The sequence below is a fragment of the Hymenobacter monticola genome (assembly GCF_022811645.1).
In the GTDB taxonomy this organism is placed as follows: Bacteria; Bacteroidota; Bacteroidia; order Cytophagales; family Hymenobacteraceae; genus Hymenobacter; species Hymenobacter monticola.
On sequence record NZ_CP094534.1, the window covers coordinates 3,992,530 to 4,016,127 of the forward strand.

Annotated in this window: 18 protein-coding genes and 1 tRNA gene; 7 read left to right on the plus strand and 12 right to left on the minus strand. The window is 62.1% G+C overall.

Annotated features, from left to right (window positions below; translation table 11 throughout):
- Positions 1-106 precede the first annotated feature (106 nt).
- Positions 107-661: a GNAT family N-acetyltransferase gene (locus MTP16_RS16500; RefSeq protein ID WP_243511786.1), complete on the minus strand. Its 555-nt coding sequence runs from the start codon at positions 659-661 to the stop codon at positions 107-109.
- Positions 662-777: 116 nt separating this feature from the next.
- On the opposite strand from MTP16_RS16500, the gene MTP16_RS16505 reads away from it, so the two are divergent.
- A complete protein-coding gene (locus tag MTP16_RS16505; protein WP_243511788.1) occupies positions 778-1,515 on the plus strand; it encodes an SDR family oxidoreductase in 738 nt (245 codons plus the stop codon).
- Positions 1,516-1,656: 141 nt separating this feature from the next.
- Here the strand turns inward: MTP16_RS16505 and MTP16_RS16510 are convergent, their stop codons facing one another.
- The 3 genes from MTP16_RS16510 to MTP16_RS16520 all read right to left on the minus strand — a co-directional run bounded on the left by MTP16_RS16510 (position 1,657) and on the right by MTP16_RS16520 (position 4,319).
- The gene (locus MTP16_RS16510) at positions 1,657-2,088 is read right to left on the minus strand and encodes an organic hydroperoxide resistance protein (protein WP_243511790.1); all 432 of its coding nucleotides are present in this window, start codon (positions 2,086-2,088) and stop codon (positions 1,657-1,659) included.
- Between the two features lie 50 nt (positions 2,089-2,138).
- A complete protein-coding gene (locus tag MTP16_RS16515; protein ID WP_317244069.1) occupies positions 2,139-2,588 on the minus strand; it encodes a MarR family winged helix-turn-helix transcriptional regulator in 450 nt (149 codons plus the stop codon).
- Positions 2,589-2,813: 225 nt separating this feature from the next.
- A complete protein-coding gene (locus MTP16_RS16520; RefSeq protein WP_243511792.1) occupies positions 2,814-4,319 on the minus strand; it encodes a malate:quinone oxidoreductase in 1,506 nt (501 codons plus the stop codon).
- A 332-nt stretch (positions 4,320-4,651) separates the two neighbouring features.
- Here MTP16_RS16520 and MTP16_RS16525 point away from each other — a divergent pair, with 332 nt between their 5' ends.
- Both MTP16_RS16525 and MTP16_RS16530 read left to right on the plus strand, forming a co-directional pair.
- Positions 4,652-5,740 carry an asparaginase gene (locus MTP16_RS16525; protein ID WP_243511794.1) on the plus strand — a complete coding sequence of 363 codons (1,089 nt, stop codon included), beginning with the start codon at positions 4,652-4,654 and terminating at the stop codon, positions 5,738-5,740.
- A gap of 116 nt (positions 5,741-5,856) precedes the next feature.
- Positions 5,857-5,944, plus strand: a tRNA-Ser gene (locus MTP16_RS16530).
- Positions 5,945-6,008: 64 nt separating this feature from the next.
- Here MTP16_RS16530 and MTP16_RS16535 read toward each other — a convergent pair.
- Positions 6,009-9,548, minus strand: coding sequence for a DUF7948 domain-containing protein (locus MTP16_RS16535; RefSeq protein WP_243511796.1), 3,540 nt, complete (start codon positions 9,546-9,548; stop codon positions 6,009-6,011).
- Positions 9,549-9,943: 395 nt separating this feature from the next.
- Here MTP16_RS16535 and MTP16_RS16540 point away from each other — a divergent pair, with 395 nt between their 5' ends.
- Together MTP16_RS16540 and MTP16_RS16545 are read left to right on the plus strand one after the other, a co-directional pair.
- Entirely contained in the window at positions 9,944-11,383 is a 1,440-nt protein-coding gene (locus MTP16_RS16540; protein WP_243511798.1) for an MFS transporter, read from the plus strand.
- Between the two features lie 89 nt (positions 11,384-11,472).
- Positions 11,473-11,982 (plus strand): DinB family protein, encoded by a 510-nt coding sequence (locus MTP16_RS16545; RefSeq protein ID WP_243511800.1) that lies wholly within the window; start codon positions 11,473-11,475, stop codon positions 11,980-11,982.
- A gap of 189 nt (positions 11,983-12,171) precedes the next feature.
- On the opposite strand, the gene MTP16_RS16550 is transcribed toward MTP16_RS16545, so the two are convergent.
- Entirely contained in the window at positions 12,172-13,839 is a 1,668-nt protein-coding gene (locus MTP16_RS16550; RefSeq protein WP_243511802.1) for an amidohydrolase, read from the minus strand.
- A gap of 211 nt (positions 13,840-14,050) precedes the next feature.
- On the minus strand, positions 14,051-14,821 hold the full coding sequence (locus MTP16_RS16555; protein ID WP_243511804.1) for an AMP nucleosidase: 771 nt from the start codon (positions 14,819-14,821) through the stop codon (positions 14,051-14,053).
- 166 nt (positions 14,822-14,987) lie between these two features.
- Here MTP16_RS16555 and MTP16_RS16560 point away from each other — a divergent pair, with 166 nt between their 5' ends.
- Positions 14,988-15,449 (plus strand): type I restriction enzyme HsdR N-terminal domain-containing protein, encoded by a 462-nt coding sequence (locus MTP16_RS16560; protein WP_243511806.1) that lies wholly within the window; start codon positions 14,988-14,990, stop codon positions 15,447-15,449.
- Positions 15,450-15,597: 148 nt separating this feature from the next.
- On the opposite strand, the gene MTP16_RS16565 is transcribed toward MTP16_RS16560, so the two are convergent.
- The 5 genes from MTP16_RS16565 to MTP16_RS16585 form a co-directional block, all read right to left on the minus strand.
- Complete coding sequence (locus MTP16_RS16565; protein ID WP_243511808.1) at positions 15,598-16,095, minus strand: hypothetical protein; 498 nt, start codon at positions 16,093-16,095, stop codon at positions 15,598-15,600.
- Positions 16,096-16,130: 35 nt separating this feature from the next.
- Positions 16,131-18,092: an LTA synthase family protein gene (locus MTP16_RS16570; RefSeq protein WP_243511811.1), complete on the minus strand. Its 1,962-nt coding sequence runs from the start codon at positions 18,090-18,092 to the stop codon at positions 16,131-16,133.
- Between the two features lie 90 nt (positions 18,093-18,182).
- Positions 18,183-19,310, minus strand: a complete 1,128-nt coding sequence (gene ald, locus MTP16_RS16575) for an alanine dehydrogenase (RefSeq protein ID WP_243511813.1) — start codon at positions 19,308-19,310, stop codon at positions 18,183-18,185.
- A 93-nt stretch (positions 19,311-19,403) separates the two neighbouring features.
- The gene (locus MTP16_RS16580; protein WP_243511815.1) at positions 19,404-19,931 is read right to left on the minus strand and encodes a VOC family protein; all 528 of its coding nucleotides are present in this window, start codon (positions 19,929-19,931) and stop codon (positions 19,404-19,406) included.
- A 143-nt stretch (positions 19,932-20,074) separates the two neighbouring features.
- The gene (locus MTP16_RS16585) at positions 20,075-20,845 is read right to left on the minus strand and encodes a DUF1573 domain-containing protein (RefSeq protein ID WP_243511817.1); all 771 of its coding nucleotides are present in this window, start codon (positions 20,843-20,845) and stop codon (positions 20,075-20,077) included.
- A gap of 253 nt (positions 20,846-21,098) precedes the next feature.
- On the opposite strand from MTP16_RS16585, the gene MTP16_RS16590 reads away from it, so the two are divergent.
- On the plus strand, positions 21,099-23,519 hold the full coding sequence (locus tag MTP16_RS16590; protein ID WP_243511819.1) for an alpha-ketoacid dehydrogenase subunit alpha/beta: 2,421 nt from the start codon (positions 21,099-21,101) through the stop codon (positions 23,517-23,519).
- The last annotated feature ends 79 nt before the right edge of the window (positions 23,520-23,598 follow it).

Here is a 23,598-nt window from a genome sequence, read left to right on the forward strand (position 1 = left end):
CGGCAAGGGCTTGAAATCGCAGGTCCAATTTATTGGTTTTTTATAAATATGGCCGGGTCCCTGATTTCACCCACCTCCGAAGGCGCCCGAAGCGCCGTGCCACGCACTAGCTCTTGGCAGCACCATCGGCTTGCAGGGCCCGCCACTCGTCTTCCAGAATACCCATTTCCACCAGGCTCCAGTAGTCATCGCCGTGGCGCACCACGTCGCGCAGCACGCCCTCCTGCCGGAAGCCGCACTTGGTGTAGCACTTGATGGCGGCGTGGTTAAAATCGTACACGCCCAGGCTGATGCGGTGCAGCTGCAAGTCCTCGAACCCGATACGCAGCAGGGCCCGCACCATGCCTTGGCAGATGCCGCGGCGGCGCTCGGTGCTCTTGCCCACCAGCACGCGGGTGATGCGCCCGGCCCGGTCGCGCTGGCTGATGCCGCCCAGCGAAATGTGGCCCACGGTGAGGCCGGTTTTGGTTTCCACCGCTTTGTAAATGAACACGTCCGGGTCGTTCACGTCGTTGGCGCCCTCGATGTACCAGCTCAGGCCGGCCTCCGTAAGCGGGAAGGAAAACAGGGAGCCGCTCCATTCCTTCATCAGGCGCTCGTCGTCGACCCATTCCATGAGCTGGGTGAAATCGTCGGAAGTGAAGGGCTGCAATTCAATCATGGCCAAATAAGTAAGCAGAAGAATAAGGCTGCAAGGTAGGCGCCGCGGCGGGCCCGGCCGCCAACAAACGGGCCCAGGGGCTCGTTAGCGGCCTGTTTTTCCTCAACATCCTTTCCATGAACTTAGCTCAAAACACCGTTTTGCTCACCGGCGGCGCGTCCGGCATTGGCCTGGCGCTGGCCGTGCGCTTCCTGCAGGCCGGCAGCACCGTCATCGTGGTGGGCCGCCGGGCCGACAAGCTGGCCGAGGCCCAACAACTGCACCCCGCCCTCATCACCCGCGTGGCCGACGTGGCCGATGCCGCCGAGCGCGCGGAACTGGTCCGCTGGGCCACCGCCACCCATCCCCATCTGAATGTGCTGGTGAATAACGCCGGCATCCAGAACCGCGTGCAGCTCACCGACGAAAACGCCGACTGGGAAGCCCGCCGTCAGGAAATTGTCATCAACGTGGAAGCGCCCATGCACCTGGCCACGCTGCTCATTCCGCACCTGCGGCAGCGGGCCAAGGCGGCCATCGTCAACGTCACCTCGGGCTTGTCGTTCGCGCCGGCCGCCTTTGTGCCCATCTACAGCGCTACCAAAGCGGCGCTACATTCCTTCACGCTCTCGTTGCGCCACCAGCTCAGGTCCACCGGCATTTCCGTGCTCGAAATCGTGCCGCCGGCCGTGAATACCGACCTCGGCGGCCCTGGCCTGCACACCTTTGGCGTCAACGTAGATGAGTTTGCCGACTCGGTGATGGCCCGCCTGGCCGCCGGGGAGGAGGAAGTGGGCTTTGGCACCTCCGAAGAGGCCCGCCTGGCCTCGCGCGCCGAACTGGACGAGCGGTTCCGGCTGATGAATAACCGGTAGCTCAATGATTAATGATTAGTGGTTCGGAACAGCAAAAAAGCCCGCCTGTACAGGCGGGCTTTTTTGTTTGAAATGCTGATTAGCAGAAACGGTGAACGGCTAACTGTCAACCATTCATCACTAATCGTTAAATACTAATTATTAAGCGTTAGTCGTCGTGGTCAGGGTCACCTCGATGTTGCCGCGGGTGGCGCGGGAGTAGGGGCACACCTGGTGGGCTTGGGCTACCAGCTCTTCGGCTTGCTGCTGGTCCATGTTGGGAATGTTCACAATCAGGTCCACGGCCAGGCCGAAGCTCTCGCCGTCTTTGCCGAAGCTCACGTCGGCCTCCACGGTGCTGCCGGTGATGGGGGTTTTGGCCAGGCGGGCCACCAGGTTCAGAGCGCCGTCGAAGCAGGCCGAATAGCCGGCGGCGAACAGCTGCTCGGGGTTGGTGGTGTTGGGTTTGCCGGGGCCGCCCATCTCCTTGGGCGTGCTCAGGGGCAGGTCAATTACGTTGTCGGACGAGATGGCGCGGCCGTCGCGGCCCCCGGTGGTTTTGGCTTTGGCGGTATACAAGCGTTGAATGCTCATTTTGAGAAACTTGGTAAAAGGGGTTGGAGGTAAAAAGTGCCGGAACGGCGTTAGGATAACAAGGTCATAATCTGGCGCAGCTGCGTGCGCAGCCCCGCCATTTCGGGTTCAGTCAGCTGCATCTTCTCGGCAAGCTGCACCGGGATTTGGGCGGCCTGGGCTTGCAGCGCGCGGCCGGCGGGCGTCAGGGCCACCCGCACCGAGCGTTCGTCGCGGGCGTCGCGGCGGCGGCTGAGCCACTGCCGCTGCTCCATGCGCTTGAGCAGCGGCGTGAGCGTGCCCGAGTCGAGCAGCAGGTTTTCGCCCAGCTGCTTCACGCTCAGTTCTTCGTGTTCCCAGAGCAGGAGCAGCACGAGGTACTGCGGGTAGGTCACGTCGAGGCTTTCGAGCAGCGGTTGGTAGGCTTTAGTAATGAGCCGCGACAACGCATACACGGAAAAGCACAGCTGGTTGTCCAGCTTGAGCAAAGGGTTAAAGGCCGAGTCGGGGAGCTTTTTCATGGCTTTCGAGACAACAAGACAAAATTAGTTGTTTAAGTTTAGATTGTGCGCAATTAAAATTTTTATCTGATTGCTTGGCTCTGATTTTCAATAACAAAAAATCTGTCATGCTGAGCGCAGCGAAGCAACTTCTCACGATTAAACATTTCGTTCAGGGGTGATAAGGTGCTTCGCTGCGCTCAGCATGACAGACGAATGGGCGTTAGTAACCCGGCGCTAGCCGTCTCAGGCATCCAGCTTCAGCGCCTCGCGGCTGCGCTCGCGCACGGCGGACGTCAGGGCCGGGTCGTCGGCCAGGTGCTGGCCAAAGGAGGGCACCAACTGCCGGAAGCGGGCCTGCCACTCGGCCGACTTTGCCTGCTCGGGGAAGCATTTCTGCACCAAGTCGAGCATGATGGCCACGGCCGTGCTGGCACCCGGCGAGGCGCCCAGCAAGGCCGCAATGGAGCCGTCGGCCGAAGTCACCATCTCGGTGCCGAATTCCAGCACGCCGCCCTGCTTCTTGTCTTTCTTGATGACCTGCACGCGCTGGCCGGCCACTTCCAACTGCCAGTCGGCGGGGTTGGCGCCGGGGTAGTACTCGCGCAGGGCCGCGGTGCGTTCCTCCGGCGACTGCAGCACCTGGCCGATGAGGTATTTGGTGAGGCCCAGGTTGCGGGCGCCGGCGTAGAGCAGCGGCCGGATGTTGCCCAACTCAATGGAGCGGAACAAATCGGTGTAGGAGCCCCGCTTCAAAAACTTGGTGCTGAAGCCCGCGTACGGCCCAAACAGCAGCTCTTTCTGCCCGTTTATCTGACGCGAGTCGAGGTGGGGCATCGACATGGGGGGCGAGCCTACGGCCGGCTTGCCGTACACCTTGGCTTCGTGGCGGGCAATGACGTCGGGGTTGCGGCACTTCAGCCACTGCCCGCTCACGGGGAAGCCGCCGAAGCCGTTGGCCTCGGGAATGCCCGACTTTTCGAGCAGCGGCAGTGAGCCCCCGCCGGCCCCGATGAACACGAAGCGCGCCCGCACCTTGCGGCTTTCGCCGGTAGCGAGGTTGCGCACTTTCACCCGCCAGATGCCGTCGGGCTTATGCCGGAAATCTTCCACCTCGTGGTTGAGGTTGAAATCGACGCCCGGCAGGGCCTTCACGTAGTTCGACAGGGCCCGGGTGAGGGCGCCAAAATTGACGTCGGTGCCAATGGGCATGCGCGTGGCGGCCACCGGGGTGCCGGGGTCGCGGCCTTCCATCACCAGCGGAATCCACTGGGCAATTTGCTCGGGGTCTTCGCTGAATTCCATGCCCTGGAACAGGGGCGAGTGCAGCAGCGCGGCGTGGCGTTTGCGCAGGTATTCCACGTTGGCCGCGCCCCACACGAAACTCATGTGCGGAATGGTGCGAATGAAGGATTTGGGGTCGGGCAAGATGCCTTCCTGGGCCAGCGAGGCCCAGAATTGCTTGCTCAGCTCAAACTGCTCGGCAATCTTGTCAGCCTTGCTGATGTCGATGGAGCCATCGGGGCGCTCGGGGGTGTAGTTGAGCTCGCAGAAGGCCGAGTGGCCGGTGCCGGCGTTGTTCCAGGCGTCGGAGCTTTCGGCGGCCACGGCGTCGAGGCGCTCGTAGCCGGCAATGGTGATGTGTGGGTCGAGGGCCTTGAGCAGCACGCACAGCGTGGCGCTCATGATGCCCGCGCCGATGACGATGACGTCGGTAACTGGTTTGTCGGGGTTCGGAGAAGTTGGGGTCATAGCAAACGGATGAGGAAGGACCTTTCGCCATACGGCAGATGCCTCCGTCGGGCTGCCCGCGCACGAAAAATGGCGCTACCCTTGCCAGCCAGAACGAACAACTCCCCTCCTCAGATGAGGAGGGGATGTTTTCGCGCCAGCGAAAACGGGGGTGGTTGAGTTTGTTGAACGATGTCGGCACGATGCCAGCACAATGGCCGGTACGAATCCAAGGCAAGTCGTTCGGGTATCGTTCAACGACTTTACCACCCCAGCGTTCGCTTCGCGGCCGCGTCCCCTCCTTAAAAAAGGAGGGGAGTTGCGTTCTTGCGGCTCCATCCCAACCCCCGCCCATGCCCGAAAACCTCGACCTACCCTTGCTGCCCCTGCCCACCCGCGCCGACGCGGCCGACGCCACCGCCCCGCGCCTGCTCATCATTTACACCGGCGGCACGGTGGGCATGGCCGTGAACCGCAGCGGCGGGCTGGTGCCCATGAAATTTGGCCGCCTCGACCGCAAGATGCCCGAGCTTACGCGCCTGCCCTTCCGGCTGGAGCTGCTGAGTTTGCCCGCGCCCATCGACAGCAGCAACGTGACGCCGCAGGACTGGCTGTATCTGGCCCAGCTCATCGGCCGGCACTACGCCGATTTCGACGGCTTCGTGGTGCTGCACGGCACCGATACCATGGCTTACTCGGCGGCGGCGCTGAGCTACATCCTGGAGCACCTGGGCAAGCCGGTGGTGTTTACCGGGGCGCAGGTGCCCGTGGGCGCCAACCGCTCCGACGCCCAGCGCAACCTTATCACGGCCCTGGAAATTGCCGCCACCCGCCACCGCCAGGCCGGGACCGTGCGCGTGCCCGAGGTCTGCGTGTTTTTCAACGACGTACTCATTCGCGGCACGCGGGCCAAAAAGGTGGAAAGCCAGCAGTTTGCTGCCTTTAAAAGCGAAAACCACCCGCCGCTGGCCCGCGCCGGCATCGGCCTGGAGTTCGACGACAAAAGCATTCGGCTGCTGCCCGCCGCCCCGCTCAAGGTGCACGAAAAACTGGAAACCGGCGTGGCCGTGCTGCCCCTGTTTCCGGGCATCACCGAGGCGGTGGTGTCGGCGGTGCTGCACGTGCCGGGCCTGCGCGGCTGCGTGCTCGAAACCTACGGCTCGGGCAATGCGCCCACCGCCGAGTGGTTCCTCCGGTGCCTGGCCGAGGCCCGGCAGCGCGGCGTGTGGCTGCTCAACGTGAGCCAGTGCGAAGAAGGCCGCGTGGTGCAGGGCAAATACGAAACCAGCGCCCGCTTCACGGAGTTGGGCATCGTGGGCGGCGAAGACATCACCACCGAGGCCGCCATCACCAAGCTCATGTTCGTGCTGGGCCTCGGGCTGGGGGAGGAGCGCACCCGCCAACTGTTGATGCAGGATTTGCGGGGTGAGATAACGCTGTGATTTTAGTTGTCAGTTGTTGGTTGTCAGTTAATAGAAAAATGAAGATGCATAAAACACACAACCGACAACCAACAACTGACAACTAGCTTCTATCTTTGCCCCACGAACCACAACCTTGAGAGGTGTCCGAGTGGTCGAAGGAGCACGCCTGGAAAGTGTGTATGGGTCAAAAGCTCATCGTGGGTTCGAATCCCATCCTCTCAGCTCAAGCAAACAAAAAGCCCGTTTCCGGTTTGGAAACGGGCTTTTTGTTTGTCCGGTGGATATGTTACTTCACCACTTCCAGCCAGCCTTTCCAGGTTTGGCCCGAGGCGCTGCGCAGTTGGAAATAATACACGCCGGGGGCCACCTCGGGGGCGCTGCCCCAACCCTGTGTGTAGTTTTCCTGCTCGAACACCTTGCGGCCCCAGCGGGTGAAAATCTGCACCGAAACCGGCTCCCGGGTCACGTAGGGGCGGAAGTCGTCATTCACGTTGTCGCCGTTGGGCGTGATGACGTTGGGCAGCTTGAACTCGCGGGCCGGGCCCACCACCAACGTGAGCGTGGCGGTGATGGGGCAACCGGTGGCTGTCACGTCGGCGCTGAGGCGCACGGTGTAGGTGCCGGGGGCGGCGTAGGTGTGCGTGGGCGTAAGGCCGGTGGCGGTTTGCCCGTCGCCGAAGTCCCAGCGGCGGTTGCTGAGGGGCAGCACGCTCTGCAGGGTATCGGCGAAGGCAACGGGCTGGCCATCTACCGGCAGGCGCGGGGTGGCGCGCAGCATAATCTGTGGCACGCCCAGGCGCGTCACGGTGGTGGTAGTGGTGCCGGAGCAGCCGGTGGCCGTGGTCACGCGCACGGTGTAGGTGGTGGTGGCCGTGGGGTTGGCCGTCACGGTGCGGCCGGTGGTGCTGCTGAGGCCGGTAGCCGGGCTCCAGGTGTAGGTGGCACCGGTGCCGGCGTCGCTGGCCGTGAGGGTGGCCGTGGTGCCGGGGCAGAGGGCCGCAGCGGTCGGGACAGTCACATTGAGGACGCTACGAACATTCACCACGATGGTGTCGCGGGTAATGCAGCCACCGGGAGTGCTGGCCGTCATAATGTAGGTGGTTGTGACCGTCGGCGTGGCCACCACCGAAGGGCCACTAGTGGTGTTGAGGCCGGTGGCGGGGCTCCACTGGTAAGTAGCCGATTGCGCAGGCGTGGCCCCTGCCACGGTGAGCGTGGCCGAGGAGCCGGGGCACACCGTCTGGTCGGGGCCGAGGGAAGCACTGGGCAGGCCAAACACCGTCACGGTGTCGCGGCCGAAAACGGCGGGTTGGCAGCTGGTCGAGTCGTAGGCGGTGAGCGTGACGGGGTAGCGGCCGGGCGCGGTATAGGTCACGGTCACGTTGTTGAGCTGGGTTGAGCTCTGGCCGTTGCCGAAGGTCCAGCCGGTGCCGTTGATGGTGGGGTTGGCGCGGGTGAAGGTGACGGTGAGCGGCGCGCAGCCGCTGCGGGTATTAGGCACATTGTTGGCGGCCGGCGTGAAATTGGCGTCGAGCCGGACAATGTCCATCTTAAACGCGGCCGCATTCGTCCCGGCTCCGTTGCCGATGGCGCGGGCATAGGCGTTGGGCGTGAGCTGAATGGTGGGCGGCGCGCCCCCCGACTGCTGGGCCCGCACGCATATGGCCTGGTAAATAATGCCGCGCTTGTCGAAGCGCGAGGTGCCGCCGTCGACGTGCGTAGTGCCAGTGCCGTAGTAGCTGCCGTACACCAGCCGCCGGGCGTTGGGCGAAAGCTGCATCAGGTAGAGGTAGCCGTAGGTGTTGAGGTTGGCCTCCGAAGCGCTGCCGCTGCTGCTGTTGCTTACGGTGCGCAGCAACGCATCGGTGGTGGTGGGCATGCCCGCGATGCTGCTGGCGCCGTAGCCCGAAAGCAGCACATTGCCGCAGTTGTCAACCAGAAAGGCCGTGGGGGCCAGGTTGGTGGGGTAGGGGTTAGCGCTGGTGGGGTTGCCCGCGCCGTTGCCGAACACGGTGGAGTAGCTGGTGGTCGTCAGCGCCGCGTTCATTTTGTGTATGAACTGCCGGCTGTTGGCGTTGCGATAGGTGCCGGCCGTCACGGGGTAGGGGCCGTTGGTCTGGCCCAGCACGTACACCGCGCCCCGGCGGTCGAGCTGCACGAAGTAGGCCTGGTCGTAGCTGCTGGTGCCCAGGTAGGTGGTCTGTTGCAAGGCGACGCCGGGCGTAATCAGGCTGGGCGCGAGCCGGGCCACGAAGCCGTCGGCAATGCCGCCGCGGTAGCTGGCGTTGAGGCCGTTGGCGGAGTTGGGAAAGTTGGTGCTGGTGGTGCCGCCGGCCACGTACACGGTGGCCACGCTGTCGAGCTGAATGCTGTAGCCGGCGTCGTCGCCGGTGCCGCCCAAGTAAGTGCTCCAGCCCAGGGTGCTCAGGTTGGCGCTGAGCTTCATCACCACGGCCTCGTGCCCACCCCGGTAGGTGAAGCCGCCGGAAGTGGGGAAGTTGTTGGAGCGCGTCACCGACGTGAAGTAGATGTTGTCCTGACGGTCGGTTATCACGTCGCCGCGGAAGTCGTCGCCGAAGTTGGCGTAGAGGTTGCTGCTGGTGGCCATTTGCCCGTCGGCCGCGCTGCCGCCCACGTAGGTGGCGCCCATCAGTTGGCTGCCGTTGGCGTTGAGCTTGGCCAATACCAGGTCGGCGGTGCCGCCGTTGAAGGTGCGGTCGTAGGGCGTGGCGAAGGTCGACATCGGGAAGTTGGTGCTGGCCGTCGAACCCAGAATCACCAGCTCATTGGCCCGGTTCACCACGAGGCTGTGAGCGTAGTCGTCGTCGTTGCCGCCGAGGTAGGTGGCATACAGCAGGCTGCCTGCGCCGGTGGTGGCGGCCGGGTTGTACTTGCTAATCACCATGTCGATGGCCGCGTTGTAGCTCACGTCATACGCGCCGGTCGTGACGGGGTAGCCGGTGCGGAAAATGATGCCGCCGGTGTAGAGGTTGCCCAGCGTGTCGTGCGTGGCGGTGTAGCCCCAGTTCTGGCCCGTCGAGCCCGAATAGGTAGCGTACACCAGCACCGGGTCGATGGTGAGCGGCTTGCTGTGGTCGTAGCCCTTGTGCAGGCCAAAGCTCACCGTGTGCTGCGGCCCCAGCACGTACTCGCACGGCACAGTCACGCGGCGGCCGTCAATGGTTTGGTAGGCGTAGGGCTTCTGTTCGGTGACGTGGCCCACGCTGGTGCCGATTTGCAGGGCGCCTTCCACCACGCGCAGCGATTCCTGGCCTTCGTAGTGGAGCTTGATGCGCGAGGCATCGGCCCCGGCCGCCAACTCGAAATCGTATTCCATCGAGGCGCCGTGGGCGTACAGGTGCAGGTCGGTGCCGGGGTAGAGCTGGCGGTAGCGCACGTCGGCGTAGCCGGGTACATTGGTAGCCCAGCGGGCCGAGTTGCTGCCCAGGAAGAAGTTGGAAGGCGCGCCGGTGGGGTTGGCGCCGCTCACGGCGGCGTCGGGGTTGGCGCCCACAAAGTTCACGGCATAAGCGTGTGCTTTCACGCGGGCGGTGCGGGCGGCGGCGCGGTCGTGGTGCAGGTGGTCAGCCTGGCGGGCGTCGTAGCGGGCCACCAGCAGGCGGGTTTTTTCCAGAAAGAGTTGGCCCGCGGGCACATCGGCCGCAAACAGCACCGGCTGGGCCCACTGCCGCTGGTTGGGCACGAAGCGCAAAGTGGCCGGCGCGCTGGGCGTGGCCACCGGCCCGGGAGCCGAAGCCAGCGCGGCCGAAGAAATGGATAATAAAGCACTGCCGAGGCCGAGCCAACGCGTAAGAATACGACGCATGAAAAGGAAGGAAGGTGGGAAGAAAGAACTATAAATCGGCATAAAAAGGCCCTGCTGGGGGCAGGGCCTAGCTATCCGGCCGCAAAGGTCCGGCTAATTGTCGGATATATTTCCCGACTTCGCGATTTGATAACGAAGGATTTTAAGCCGGACAAGTGCCAACTGATAAGGCATGAGGGTTTCCCCCAAAGCTTCAATTTCTTCCAGGCTGGCCAGTGTCCTAAGCCGCGCCGAATGGTTGCTACGACCGCCTAGTGCGCTTCCGCTCTGAGCCAAGCCGGACACGCCCGGCGCCTGAGCGCCTGACAGCCGCCACCGCGCAGGCACCTGCCCAACCTCAACCCTAAAAACCCGTTACCTTCCCCGGCGCAACCTCCCAACCCCCGCCGCCCCCTATGACCCCAACCGCGACTCCCGCACCCGCTGCCCCCGGCATCGAGAAAGACAACAAGCGTATCACCACCGGCTGGACCTTCTACGACTGGGCCAATTCGGTGTACCCGCTGGTGATTACCAGCTCCATCTTCCCGATTTACTGGTCTAGCGTCATCAAGCAGATTACGCACACCGACAGCGGCCAGAGCCCCGTGAGTTTCCTGGGTATGCAGGTGCCGGGTTCCTCGCTGCTCAACTACGCCATTTCGGTGTCGTTTTTGCTCATTGCCATCGTGAGCCCCTTCCTCACGTCGCTGGCCGACTTTTCGGGGCGCAAGAAGCTGTTTCTGCAAATCTTCTGCTACATCGGGGCCGTCTCGTGCGCGGGGCTGTTCTTCTTCTCGCCGGCCACGCTCACCCTTTCTACCTTCATTTTCGTGGCGGCCACGGTGGGCTTCTCGGGCAGCATTGTGTTCTACAATTCTTACCTGCCCGAAATCAGCTCGGAAGAAAAATTCGATTCGCTCTCGGCCAAAGGCTTTTCGATGGGCTACATCGGCTCGGTGATATTGCTCATCATTTGCTTGGTGATAAACCAATTCCCCGAAAAATTGGGCATCACGGGGGAAAAAGCGCACGAGACGGCGGCCCAGATTTCATTCCTGCTCACCGGCCTGTGGTGGGCCGGCTTCGCTCAGATTCCCTTCGCCACCCTGCCGCCCGACCGGGGCCGTCCCGCCGGAGCGCCCGAAGCCGAAGGCGGCTGGCTGCTCAACGGCTTCCGCGAGCTGGGCAAGGTATGGGACCAGCTCAAGCAGCTGCCCAACGTGAAGAAATTTCTGCTCGCCTACTTCACCTACAACATGGGTGTGCAAACGGTGATGTACGTGGCCACGCTCTTTGGCACCGACGAGCTGCACCTCGAATCGGGCGCGCTCATCCTCACCATTCTGCTGCTGCAGGTGGTGGCCATCGCGGGCGCTTACCTGTTCGCCAAGCTCTCCGAGCGCATCGGCAACACGCGGGCCCTGAGCTGGTCGGTGTTCATCTGGATGCTGATTTGCATCGCCGGCTACTACGTGCAAGCCGGCTGGAGTTTCTACGCCCTGGCCTCAGTCATTGGCCTCACCATGGGGGCCATTCAAAGCCTGAGCCGCAGCACCTACTCCAAGATTATTCCCGAGAATACGCCCAACTCAGCCGCCTTCTTTAGCTTTTTCGATGTGACCGAGAAGCTGAGCATTGTTATTGGCACGGCCACGTTCGGCATCATTAACCAAGTCACCGGCTCGATGCGCAATAGCCTGCTGGCGCTGATTGTGTTTTTCATCCTAGGACTGATATTCCTGCTCCAGTTGCGGGGCAAGAAGCTGCGCGAAGATTCGCTGGGCCCGGTAGCCGTGCCCGGCCCGCCGCCCGCCTCGGCCGGGGCCGAAATGGGAGCCCCGGTGACGCGGTAGGGCGGGCTTCCAGTCCGCGCGAGTTGAATTAAAAGGAATAGCTTTGGCTCGCAGACTAAAAGGTCGCGCTCCATCTCATCCTATTCTTCATGTACACCTCTTCCATCCAAAAAAATATCCTGGCCGAGCTCAACCACGAGCTGACCCAAACCCGCCGCATCCTCGAACGCGTACCCTTCGAGCAGGCCGATTACAAGCCGCACCCCAAGAGCATGAGCCTGTGGCAACTTGCCACCCACGTGGTAAACCTGCTGGCCTTCAAGACCCTGTTCGTAACGCACGATTCGCGCGACTTCCTCGACCCGAACGCGCCCAAGCCCGGCCCCACGCCCACTAGCATGGGGGAACTCCTGGCCCGCTTCGATGAGTACAGCGCCACCCTGAAGCAGGAACTGCAGCAAAGCGACGATGAGAAGCTGAGCCACAACTTCAAGCTCCACCGCGGCGAACACGTGGTATTTGACTACCCAAAAGCCACTGCCATCCGCATCATGGGCCTGAATCACAGCATTCACCACCGCGGCCAGCTCACGGTGTACCTGCGGATGCTCGACATCCCGGTGCCCGGCCTGTATGGCCCGAGTGCAGACGAGAAATAAGAGCAACGCGTCTGCGGTTGCGAGCGAATCGCGGCAATCCTTCCTCTCAACGCGACTACACTTCCAATGTGACAAAGCCCCGGCACTGTGTAGTGCCGGGGCTTTTTATTGGGGTTTTCACATCTCAGGGCAGGGTTGGTCGCATTGAGAGGAAGGTTTGCCGCGCCTCGCTCGCAACCGCAGACTGAGCTATTTCCCCCCGAATACCTTTTCCCCTCCAATCCACGTTTGCAGCACCTTGGCGCCGCGCAGTTGCTCCTTCGGCGCGGTCAGCAAGTCGGTGTCCAACACTACGAAATCGGCCAGCATGCCGGTCTTAATCTGGCCTTTGCGCTTTTCCTCGAAGGCGGCGTGGGCCGCCCAGGTGGTCATGCCGCGCAGGGCGTCGGAGCGCGAAATAGCGTTTTCCATCTGGAAGCCGGCCGCGGGGTAGTTCTTGGCATCCTGCCGCGCCACGGCCGAGTGAAAGCCAAACAGCGGGTTGATGTGTTCCACCGGGAAGTCGGAACCCAGGGCCAGCTGGCCGTATTGCTTCAGCAGCTCCTTATAGGCGTAAGCAGTTTTCAGGCGTTCGGCGCCCAGCCGCTCGCCGGCCCAGTACATATCAGAAGTAGCGTGGGTGGGCTGCACCGAAGGCACGATGCCGAACTGCCCGAACTTGGGCATGTCGGCTGGGGTAATGACCTGGGCGTGCTCAATGCGCCAGCGGCGGTCCTTCTGGCCCTTCAGGGCTTCGCCGTATATGTTAAGGATAATGCGGTTGGCAGAGTCGCCGATGGCGTGGGTGTTCATCTGGAACTTCGACGCGGCCAGTTCTTTGGCCAAATCGCGGAATTGCTTTTCAGTGGACAGCAGGAAACCCGTTTCCTTGGGTTTATCCGCGTAAGGTTTCACCAGGCAGGCCCCACGTGAGCCCAGGGCACCGTCGGCATACACCTTGAAAGAGCTGACGGTAAGCTGGTCGGTGAGCAACGGGCCTTTTTTGAGGTAGTAGGCGCGGTTTTCGGGCGTGGGCGTGAGCATGGCATAAAGCCGCAGCTTAAGCTTCTTTTTCTGCTGCAGAGCGGCCAGTTGGTCGATGTCGGCCTTGTCGAGGCCAGCGTCGGCGAGGCTGGTGAGGCCCACGGCCAGGCAGTTTTGCTGGCCTTGCAGCAGCAGTTCTGTGGCTTCCGCTTCCGTGGGCTCCGCAATTTTATTGCCCACCAGGCGAGTGGCGTTGTCTACCAGCAGGCCCGTGAGGCGGCCCTGGGCATCGCGGGTAATGGTCCCCCCGCTGATGGGTGTGCGGGCCGTCACCCCACCCAGGTCCAGGGCTTTTTGGTTGACAATGGCCGCGTGCCCGTCCACCCGAATCAAAGCCACCGGCACGTTCGGAAACAACTGGTCCAGTTTCTCCTTGGTCGGAAACTGCTTGTCGGGCCAGTCGTTCTGGTCCCAGCCGCGGCCCAGCAGCCAGGCCGCTTGCGGATGCTGCTGGCGATGGTGCTGCAGCTTTTCCAGCACCTCTTCCCAGGACGTGGTGCCCACCAAATCAGCATAGCTCAGGCCGAGGGAGTAGCGATAGAAGTGGCAGTGCGCGTCGTAGAAACCGGGATAAATGAACTTGCCTCCCGCATCCACCTCCTGCGCCGCCTGGTATTTCGCCTTTAGGTCAGCTGCCGGCCCCACGGCCACAAATTTGCCGTCCTTTACCGCAAAAGCCTCAGTCTTGGAAAAGGTTGAATCGACGGTGTAAATAGTAGCATTCGTGACGAGCAAATCCACGGCCTCTCGTTTAGCGCCGCAACTGCTCAGCAGCGCCAAAGACAGGAGCGAAGCGGTGAGTTTTGGAAATAGCTCAGGGGAGATGTGGGCCATGCGGGAGAGGTGGGAAATGAAAATTAGAACCAGGAAAGCGTAAAATAGAACGTCATGCTGAGTGCAGCCGAAGCATCTTGCGTGCAATAGTAAACCCGATGATTGGATTACTACCACAAGCAAGATGCTTCGGCTGCACTCAGCATGACGTGCGGGGAGGATGCACCGTCAGAACCTGCGAACTCCGTTAAATCTGCAGAATCTGCGGTCCTTATTCGAAGCGCATGTGCTTCACCGACTCGCCCGAGAACTGCAGCTCCTGCAGCGACTCGATGCCGATTTGCAGGTGCTGCTTCACGAAGTTGGCCGTCACCTTTGAATCCGATTCCGACGTTTTCACGCCTTCGGGCGTCATCGGGTTGTCGCTCACCAGCAGCAGGGCGCCGTGGGGGATGTCGTTCATGAAGCCGCACACAAAAATGGTGGCCGTTTCCATGTCGACGGCCAGAGCACGCACGCGACGCAGGTATTCCTTGAACTCTTGGTCGTGCTCCCACACGCGGCGGTTGGTGGTGTACACCGTGCCGGTGTAGTAGTCCAGCTCGTGCTTCTTAATCATCGACGACACGGCGCGCTGCAGGCGGAAGGAGGGCAGGGCCGGAATTTCCTTGGGCAGGTAGTCGTCGGAAGTACCGTCGCCGCGAATGGCGGCGATGGGGAGCACCAGGTCGCCGAGCTTGGTTTTTTTCAGGCCACCGCACTTGCCCAGGAAGAGTGCCGCCTTGGGCTTAATGGCCGAAAGCAAATCCATTACCGTGGCGGCCATGGGCGAGCCCATGCCGAAGTTGATGATGGTGATGCCGTTGGCCGTGGCCGTTTGCATGGGCTTGTCGGTGCCGCGCACATCGCAGCCAAACTGCTCGGCAAACATGTACACGTAGTTGCTAAAATTGGTGAGCAGGATGTACTGCCCAAACTCGTTCAGGGGCACGCCCGTGTAGCGCGGCAGCCAGTTATTAACAATTTCTTCTTTGGTCTTCATGGATTGGTGCTTGGTTGTTGGTGCTTAGTGCTTGGCTGTGACGATACAGCAGGCCTCCCGTCTGCCGGTGCCTGGTCGGTAAAAACCCGCTTTTGTGGTCTAAATGGCACAAGGCGAAGAACACCAAGCACCAGGCACAAAGCACCAAGCACTATTTTTGGAGGTGATGCAAGCCCTGGACCTGCCGCCTTTCGAGGCCAAACTTACGCAATCGGCCACAAATCAACCCCTCATCTGGGATATCCTCCGGCGCAAGCACGTCGTGCTCACGCCCGAGGAGTGGGTGCGCCAGCACGTGGTGCACTATTTAATCAACGACTTGGGCTACCCGCGCGGCCTGCTGGCCCTGGAGCGCGGCCTGCGCTACAACCAGCGCCAAAAACGCACCGACCTGCTGGCCCTCAATTCCGAAGGCCAGCCCCTGCTGCTGGTGGAGTGCAAATCACCCAGCGTGGCCATCGACGCGGCCGTGGCCCAGCAAGCGGCCACCTACAACCAAACCATCGGCGCGCCGCTGCTGCTGCTCACCAACGGGCTGGTGCACTACTGCTGGCGCGTCGATTTCGCGAATCGCACAAACGAAAGGCTAGCGGAAATCCCGGCTTATACTGATGCCGTGAAGGTGTAGTTAGGAGTTTAGCAAACTCGTGACTTGGCTGATTTTTTCGAACTTTGATTGCTGAACAAGTTTTTTAAACTGCCGTTGGGAAGATGGCCATGCCCTGCAGCGTGCGTATCGTGACAGGTGAGCAGTTTAAATATTAGAGGGAATAGAACTACCATAACGTCCAAAACGAGTCGATGCTTTGCCCTGCCAACTTTGTGTATGGGCGGTATTCGACGCCTCGGAACACCAGGGTGCGGCCGGTAATGGAAAGGGTATCCGTGCACGCCTCGTACCTCTCGCCTGGGGGGGTGAAGTAATGGGACAGGTTTTTGGACCGGACCACCACCCGGTAGGGCTCGAGGCGGTAGTGGCCGGAATCAACGCTCGGCGACTCGGTCGACACGATAATCGTATCGGCATCGCCCAGGGAGTGGTAGTCGGAAATGAGTAGGCACCGGCCTTGGGGCCGAAAGGAGAGCAGGGTGAAATGGGCGTACTGGATGCTGCTCAACTCCGCGTCGTTGGGGTGGGGACGCACCCACGTAATGGTGTGCGGCACCCAGACGGTATTGGCCAGCGCCAACTCCGCCCGGGCAGCGGGCGGGGCCTCGCAACCGCTCAGAAGGACGCAGGAGAGTACGGGCAGAAAGTAGTGGGTGGCGAACATGATGGAAGTGGCCTTGTGTTCAGGAAAACGGTGATTTACCTATACAGCCGGTTATCCACCAGCCCATTCACGTAGAACTGCACGCATGCGCGCAATTCATCTCCGTACTTTTTTACCAATGTGGGGTCGGGGTGGGCCACTGGTTTATCAGGCATGAAGTGGGTTTGATAAGGATAAAGCCGAATTTCGTTCTTGTTGGTCAGCTCGGTCACGAAATCGGAATGCACCAGAAAGTACGAGTCGCCGTCGCGGAACAGGGCCCGGCCGGGGCTGTTGGTATCAAACACCGATGAGCCGAAGGGCAGCAGCTGCTTCTGCTCCTGCGGCAGCCCCAGCACGTCAAGCACCGAGGCCGGCACGTCGGCCTGCTGGCTGATGCGGCGCGGGTTGGCGGGGGGCAGGGGCTGGCCGGCGCGGTAGAAAAGCAGCGGTGTTTTGTGGTTGCCCAGCAGGTTTTGGTAGCCCGGCTGGTCGGTTTGGGACGTGTGGTCGGCTGTGAGTACAAACAGTGTGCGTGCAAACCACGGCTCGCGGCTGGCCGCCGCAAAAAAGCGTCTCAGCGCCAAATCGGTGTAGGCAATGGTGGGGTGAATGGGCTGCGTGCCCATCGGAAACCGGCCCTTGTACTGCTTGGGAATGGTGAACGGGTCGTGCGCGCTGAGCGTGAACAGTGTAGCGAAAAACGGCTGCTTGGTGGCCGTGAGCTGCCGGTTGAAATACTGCAGGTAAGGCTCGTCAAAGATGCCCCAGTGCCCGTCGTAGTCGGGGCTCTTCTCGCCGCCGGGGTACTCGTTCAGGCCGTAGTAGCGCTGCATGCCCGCAATGCCGCTGAACATGTCGAAGCCCATGGTGCCGTTGGTGCCGGCGTGGTACATGGCCGTGGCATAGCCGTGGCGGCCCAGTATTTCGCCCAGCCCGTGCATCTCGGCCGTCTGGAAGCTGGAGGTGATGAAGGGCTCGTCCATGAGCGAGGGCAGACCCGACAGCACCGCGGGCAGCGCCTCAATGGAGCGGCGGCCGTTGGCGTAGTTGTCGTGCATGAACAGCGCGCCGGGCGCCGTCGCCAGCGAATCGAAAAAGGGCGTGAAGCCGCCCTTCCCGCCGTTTTCCACGCCGGTGTATTCCGAGCCGAAGCTTTCAAGCAGCAGGATGACCACGTTGTCGGGCGCCGAGGGCGTGCTGCGTTGAGGCACCGGCGCATCCGCCAGCGCCGGCCGCAGCGCCGCCTCCGAAGCAAAGTAGTTCACCCGCTCAATGGGCACTTCGTCAAACGATTTCAGCACCGTGAACGTGCTGTTCAGCGCCAGGTGGCCCAGCACCGCGGGCTGCTGCTCGAAAGCCGCCCCGGTGCGCAGGGGTTTCAGCTGCCAGCCGCCGCGCAGGCCCAGCACCACCAGCCCCGCCACCAGCGCAAACTCCAGCGCCCGGCCCAGCCACTGCTGGCCGCGCGGCGGGGGCACCGCCAGCTCGGCCCGGGTGGGCATGGGACACAGCCGCCACAGCAGGTAGCCCAGCCCCAGCAGCGGAATGGCCAGGTACCAGTAGTGCAGCCCAATCTGTCCCGCCTGCCGGGCCAGGTCGTGCCCGATGGTGTGCCACTCGTTGCTCAACCGCCGACCAATAAATTTAAAATACTGCCAATCAATAATATTGAGCAGGAAGCCCAGCAAATTCACCACCACGAAGAGTCCGCGCAGCCATTGCTGTCCCTTGCGGTTGGGCACGGGCATTAGCAGCGAAAACAGCACCAGGGGCAGGTTCAGCCAAAGCAAAGCGGCCACATCAAAGCGCAGCCCGTGCACAAAGGCCAGCAGCACAGCGCCCGCATCAATGCCCCGAAACGTGGCGAAATTAAACGCATAAAAGCCCAGCCGCAGCAGCGTGTACACGCTCATCAGCAAGGCAAAGCGGCGCAGCAGCAGGCGGACGGCAGGCGAGGGAATCAATTCTTTACAAGCAAACTCGGTGAAAGATTGCGCCAGGTGTTCCGGGCGCATTCGCTGCCGTAAAGGCAACAAAAAACCTCCCGCAGTTGCGGGAGGTTTCTGGTAGGCAATGAACAAAAACGGTTCACTGCTTCTAATAAGTTAAACCGCAGCGCCTTCCAGCACCGAGTCCACGCTCACCAGGGGCAGGCCCCAGGCTTCGGCCACGCCTTTGTACACCACTTCGCCGTGCACCACGTTCAGGCCGAGGCGCAGGGCCTCGTCGCGGCGGCAGGCTTCCTGCCAGCCCTGGTTGGCCAGTTTCACGGCGTAGGGCAGGGTGGCGTTGGTCAGGGCCAGGGTGCTGGTGTAGGGCACCGCACCCGGCATGTTGGCCACGCAGTAGTGCACCACGTCATCAATGATGAAGGTAGGGTTTTCGTGCGTGGTGGGGTGGCAGGTTTCGATGCAGCCGCCCTGGTCCACGGCCACGTCCACCACCACGGTGCCGGGACGCATCGTCTTCAGCATGTCGCGGGTGATGAGGTGCGGGGCCTTAGCGCCGGGAATGAGCACCGCGCCCACAATCAGGTCGGCCGTCTTGATGGCTTCGCGGATGTTGTATTCGTTCGAGTACTGCGTGATGACGTTCTTGGGCATGAAGTCGTCGAGCTCGCGCAGGCGGTTCAGGCTGATGTCCATGATGGTTACCTGCGCGCCAAGGCCGGCGGCCACTTTCGCGGCCTGCGTGCCCACAATGCCGCCGCCCAGCACCAGCACGTTGGCGGGCTTCACGCCGGGCACGCCGCCCAGTAGAATGCCGCGGCCTTTCAGGGGCTTCTCCAGGTACTTGGCGCCTTCCTGCGGGGCCATGCGGCCGGCCACCTCGCTCATCGGAATGAGCAGGGGCAGGGCGCGGTTGCTGAGCTCCACCGTTTCGTAGGCCAGGCACACGGCCTTGCGCGCTATCATGGCGTGGGTCAGCTCCTCGCCGCTGGCGAAGTGGAAGTAAGTAAACAGCAGTTGGTTCTCCTTGATGAGGGGGTACTCCTCCGCAATGGGCTCCTTCACCTTGATAATCATCTCGGCCTGTTCGTACACCTCGGCAATGGTGCCGAGAATGGTGGCGCCGGCCGTCTGATATTCCTCGTCGGCAAAGCCCGAGCCTTCGCCGGCGGTGTGCTGCACCAGCAGGGTGTGGCCGTGCTTGCGCAGCTCGGCTACGCCAGCGGGGGTAAGGCCGACGCGGTTTTCGTTGTTTTTAATCTCCTTGGGAACGCCGATTATCATGAGTGGTGGGAAAGTGGAGTGAGAGCTGGGAATAGGTTTTCGAGACGCAAAGATAAGGCCCCCGGTTCCCTCCCGCAGCGCAGGATTCTGGCCTTATTCCGAGGCTTCGGCCAGCAAGGCATTCAAATCAAGCGCGCGGGTGTACATCTGCACCTCGCCCGCGGCCGTCAGGGGCCACTGCTCGCGCGGCCGGTCCCAGTACAGCTCCACGCCGTTGCCGTCGGGGTCGTCGAGGTAAATGGCTTCCGACACGCCGTGGTCGGCCGAGCCGGTGATGGGGTATTTGGCCAGCGCCAGCTGCCGCAGGGCACCTGCCAGCTCGGCCCGCGTGGCGTAAAGAATGGCCGTATGGTACAGCCCCGCGCCGTGCTTCCGGGCGGGCGGGCCGCCCAGGCTGTTCCAGGTATTCAGGCCGATATGATGGTGGTAGCCGCCGGCCGAAATAAACGCTGCCTGATTGCCAAACCGCTGCACTACCTGAAAACCCAGAATGTCGCGGTAAAAGCCCAGCGCTTTCTCGATGTCCGTGACTTGCAAGTGCACGTGGCCGATGCGAGTCTGGGCAGGCACCACATAGGCATTGCCTGTGGCCGGGTTGCTGCTTGAAATTGAATTATCCATGCAACAAAGATACATACATTTAATGTATGTACATCTATTTTGATTACGGCAAAAAAGAAAGCCCCACCTCAATGGCAGGGCTTCTTGGTATAAACGTCCACAAAATCCGTGAAATCCGAAAAATCCGAGCGAATCCGTGGTCCTTACTTGAACGGCACGGCCGTGCCGCTTTCCTTCACCATGCTGTTGCCGCTGAGGTCGCGCACGATGTTGGCTTTCAGCGTAATCTTGGCGTCGCCGCTCACGTCGTTGGAGGCAATGGTCACCACGTCGCTCACCTGGCCGAGCTGGCGCTGGCTGTAAATCAGCTCCACCACTTCGCTTTGGCCGGGGGCAATGGGCTTGGGCGTGGCCTTGTAGCCCACGCAGTAGCAGCCCGAGGTGAGGGCACCGAGCACGAGCTCCGTTTTGCCCGTGTTTTTGATGGTGAAGCGGGCGGCGGGCTGCTGGCCGGCTTCTAGCTTGCCGAAGTCGTGGCTGGTGCGGTCTACCACCAAGTGGGGCGAGGCGGCCAGCTGGGCGGGCGTGAGCGTGGGCTTCAGCTGTTCCTTGGTGAGCACGGAGCCTTTGATGGTGAGGACCTTGCTGGGCTCGGCGGCGTTGCTGGTCACGGTCACCGTTTTGTTGAACACGCCGGGGCGACCGGCGCTGCTGTACATGGCCTTGATGACGCCCATTTTGCCGGGCAGCACGGGCGTTTTGGTCCAGTCGGGGGTGGTGCAGCCGCAGCTGGCCTGCACGTTGGCAATCACCACGGGTTGGTTGCCGGTGTTCTTGAACTTGAACTCGTAGGTAGCCATCGTGCCCTCGGGCACGTTGCCGAAGTCGTGGTTGTCGGTTTCAAACTTCATCACGCCCTGGGCGTGGGCCGAGATGGCGAAAGCCAGCAGGCAGAGGGTAAAAAGACGTTTCATGAGAAAAATTGAAAGTCGTTGGAAATCAAAAAGGCAAGCACCAAAGGCGGCAAAATGGTTTCAGGCGGCCGGCGCAACAATGAACAAACGGCGAGCGTCAATTCTTAATCCGCTTGCGGTGACCTTTCCAGCCCAAATATACGGCCAAACCCCCCGCACCACCTAGCCGGCCCCGATTCCGTATTTTTGCGGCGTGGCTCCGGCCCTTCGTCCTTTCTCCCCCAGAATTCCCACTTCCCCGTTCCCGTATTCTATGTCAGCTGCTGAAACTGCCCAACCCGCGCTAGGCGCGCCCCTCACCAAGGCCGATTTTCTCACCGATTACCGCCTGGCCTGGGAAAGCCGGCACGCCTCGCTGGCGGGCCGCAAGGAAGTGTTCATGGGCAAGGCCAAGTTTGGCATCTTCGGCGATGGCAAGGAAGTGCCGCAGCTGGCCATGGCCCGCGCCTTCCAGAACGGCGACTTCCGCGCCGGCTACTACCGCGACCAGACCTTCATGGTGGCCATCGGCGAGCTCACCTGGCAGCAATACTTCGCCCAGCTCTACGCCAACCCCGACGTGGAGGCCGAGCCCGCCACTGCCGGCCGCGCCATGAACGGCCACTTTGCCACCCGCATGCTCGACGATGACGGCAACCTCAAGCCGCTCGCCCACAGCAAAAACTCCTCGGCCGATATCTCGCCCACCGGCGGCCAGATGCCGCGTCTGCTGGGCCTGGCCTACGCCTCCAAGCTGTTCCGCCAAAACCCTGAGCTACACCCCTTAACCGACTTGTCTACCAACGGCAACGAGGTGGCCTTCGGCACCATCGGCAACGCCAGCACCTCGGAGGGCATGTTTTTCGAGGCCCTGAACGCGGCCGGGGTGCTGCAGGTGCCCATGCTGATGAGCGTGTGGGACGACCACTACGGCATCTCGGTACCCGCCGAGTACCAGACCACCAAGCAGAGTATTTCGGCCATCATGGCCGGCCTGCAGCGCGAGGGCGAAGGCGAGCAGGGCTTTGAAATCTTCGTGGTGCGCGGCTGGGACTACGCCGGCCTGCTCGACACCTACCAGCGCGCCGCCGCCGTGTGCCGCGAGCAGCACGTGCCCGTGCTCATCCACGTCACGGAACTGACACAGCCGCAGGGCCACAGTACGAGCGGCTCGCACGAACGCTACAAGAGCAAGGACCGCCTGAGCTGGGAAGAGGCGCACGACTGCCTGCACAAGCTGCGCGAATGGCTGCTGGCCGAAGGCCACGCCACCGAACTGGAGCTTGACGAGATTGAGAAAACGGCCGCCACCACCATCAAAACCGCCCGCACCGCGGCCTGGATAGCCTTCTTTGACCCCATCAAGGCCGAGCGCGACGAGGCTGTGGGCCTGCTCGAAAAGCTGGTGGCCGACACGGGCACCGAAAACACGCTGCACGAAATGGTGGAGCAACTCAAAGCCAACCCCACGCCCATCCGGGCCGACATTGTGCGAACCATCCGCCGCGTGCTGCGCGCCGTGCGCCACGAGAAGCGCAGCTTCGGCCGCCGCGTGTTGCAGCGCCACCTGGAGCAGCTGCTGGCCGAAAACGCCGACCGCTACAACTCCAACCTGTTCAGCCAGAGCGAATATGCTGTGGGCAATATCGAGGAAGTGGCGCCCGCCTTCGCCACGGATGCCCCGCAAGTAGACGGCCGCGAGGTACTACAGGCCTGCTTCGACGCCAACTTTCAGCGTGACCCGACCATTTTCGCCATTGGCGAAGACGTAGGCAAGATTGGCGACGTGAACCAGGCTTTTGCGGGCCTGCAGGAGAAGTTCGGTGAGCTGCGCATCACCGACACCGGCATTCGGGAGTGCACCATTGTGGGGCAGGGGATAGGGGCCGCGCTGCGCGGCCTGCGCCCCATCACCGAAATTCAGTACCTGGACTACCTGCTCTACGCCATCCAGATTTTGAGCGACGACCTCGCTTGCCTGCAGTACCGCACCAAAGGCGGCCAGAAGGCGCCGCTCATCGTGCGCACCCGCGGGCACCGGCTGGAAGGCATCTGGCACTCGGGCTCGCCCATGCAAATGATTCTGGGCAGCATCCGGGGCATGCACGTGTGCGTGCCGCGCAACATGACGCAGGCCGCTGGCTTCTACAACACGCTGCTACGCAGCGACGAGCCCGCCCTGGTGATTGAGCCCCTGAACGGATACCGCCTCAAGGAAACTACGCCGAGCAACGTGGGCGAGTTCACGCTGCCGCTGGGCCGGCCGGAGGTGCTGAAACAAGGCACCGACGTGACGGTGGTGACCTACGGCTCGATGTGCCGCATTGTGCTGGACGCCGCCAAGCAGTTGGCCGAGGTGGGCATTTCCGTCGAAGTCATCGACGTGCAGACGCTCTTGCCTTTCGACACCGACCAACTCATTGCCGACAGCCTGCAGAAAACCAGCCGCGTGGTATTTGCCGACGAGGACGTTCCCGGCGGCGCCACGGCTTTCATGATGCAGCAGGTGCTCGACGAGCAGGGTGCCTACCGCTTCCTCGATTCGCAGCCCCGCTGCCTGGCCGCGCAGCCCCACCGCCCGGCCTACAGCTCCGACGGCGACTATTTCAGTAAGCCCAACGCCGAAGATGTGTTCGACACCGTGTACGAGCTGATGAGCGAGGTGGCGCCGGAGAAATTCCCCGACATTTACTAAAAAGCCGTTTGTGTGCGCCGCACATTTCCTCCCAGCCCAGCTTCGGGGGAAATATGCGGCGCACGCAAACGGCTTCTAA

Bases quoted from the DNA above. Each gene is read 5' to 3' on its own strand.
- MTP16_RS16525 (WP_243511794.1), top strand. From the start codon at position 4,652: ATGCCCGAAAACCTCGACCTACCCTTGCTGCCCCTGCCCACCCGCGCC.
- MTP16_RS16590 (WP_243511819.1), top strand. From the start codon at position 21,099: ATGTCAGCTGCTGAAACTGCCCAACCCGCGCTAGGCGCGCCCCTCACC.
- MTP16_RS16560 (WP_243511806.1), top strand. From the start codon at position 14,988: ATGCAAGCCCTGGACCTGCCGCCTTTCGAGGCCAAACTTACGCAATCG.
- MTP16_RS16510 (WP_243511790.1), bottom strand. From the start codon at position 2,088: ATGAGCATTCAACGCTTGTATACCGCCAAAGCCAAAACCACCGGGGGC.
- ald (WP_243511813.1), bottom strand. From the start codon at position 19,310: ATGATAATCGGCGTTCCCAAGGAGATTAAAAACAACGAAAACCGCGTC.
- MTP16_RS16570 (WP_243511811.1), bottom strand. From the start codon at position 18,092: ATGCGCCCGGAACACCTGGCGCAATCTTTCACCGAGTTTGCTTGTAAA.
- MTP16_RS16505 (WP_243511788.1), top strand. From the start codon at position 778: ATGAACTTAGCTCAAAACACCGTTTTGCTCACCGGCGGCGCGTCCGGC.
- MTP16_RS16585 (WP_243511817.1), bottom strand. From the start codon at position 20,845: ATGAAACGTCTTTTTACCCTCTGCCTGCTGGCTTTCGCCATCTCGGCC.
- MTP16_RS16520 (WP_243511792.1), bottom strand. From the start codon at position 4,319: ATGACCCCAACTTCTCCGAACCCCGACAAACCAGTTACCGACGTCATC.
- MTP16_RS16555 (WP_243511804.1), bottom strand. From the start codon at position 14,821: ATGAAGACCAAAGAAGAAATTGTTAATAACTGGCTGCCGCGCTACACG.
- MTP16_RS16545 (WP_243511800.1), top strand. From the start codon at position 11,473: ATGTACACCTCTTCCATCCAAAAAAATATCCTGGCCGAGCTCAACCAC.
- MTP16_RS16550 (WP_243511802.1), bottom strand. From the start codon at position 13,839: ATGGCCCACATCTCCCCTGAGCTATTTCCAAAACTCACCGCTTCGCTC.
- MTP16_RS16540 (WP_243511798.1), top strand. From the start codon at position 9,944: ATGACCCCAACCGCGACTCCCGCACCCGCTGCCCCCGGCATCGAGAAA.
- MTP16_RS16565 (WP_243511808.1), bottom strand. From the start codon at position 16,095: ATGTTCGCCACCCACTACTTTCTGCCCGTACTCTCCTGCGTCCTTCTG.
- MTP16_RS16580 (WP_243511815.1), bottom strand. From the start codon at position 19,931: ATGGATAATTCAATTTCAAGCAGCAACCCGGCCACAGGCAATGCCTAT.
- MTP16_RS16535 (WP_243511796.1), bottom strand. From the start codon at position 9,548: ATGCGTCGTATTCTTACGCGTTGGCTCGGCCTCGGCAGTGCTTTATTA.
- MTP16_RS16515 (WP_317244069.1), bottom strand. From the start codon at position 2,588: ATGAAAAAGCTCCCCGACTCGGCCTTTAACCCTTTGCTCAAGCTGGAC.
- MTP16_RS16500 (WP_243511786.1), bottom strand. From the start codon at position 661: ATGATTGAATTGCAGCCCTTCACTTCCGACGATTTCACCCAGCTCATG.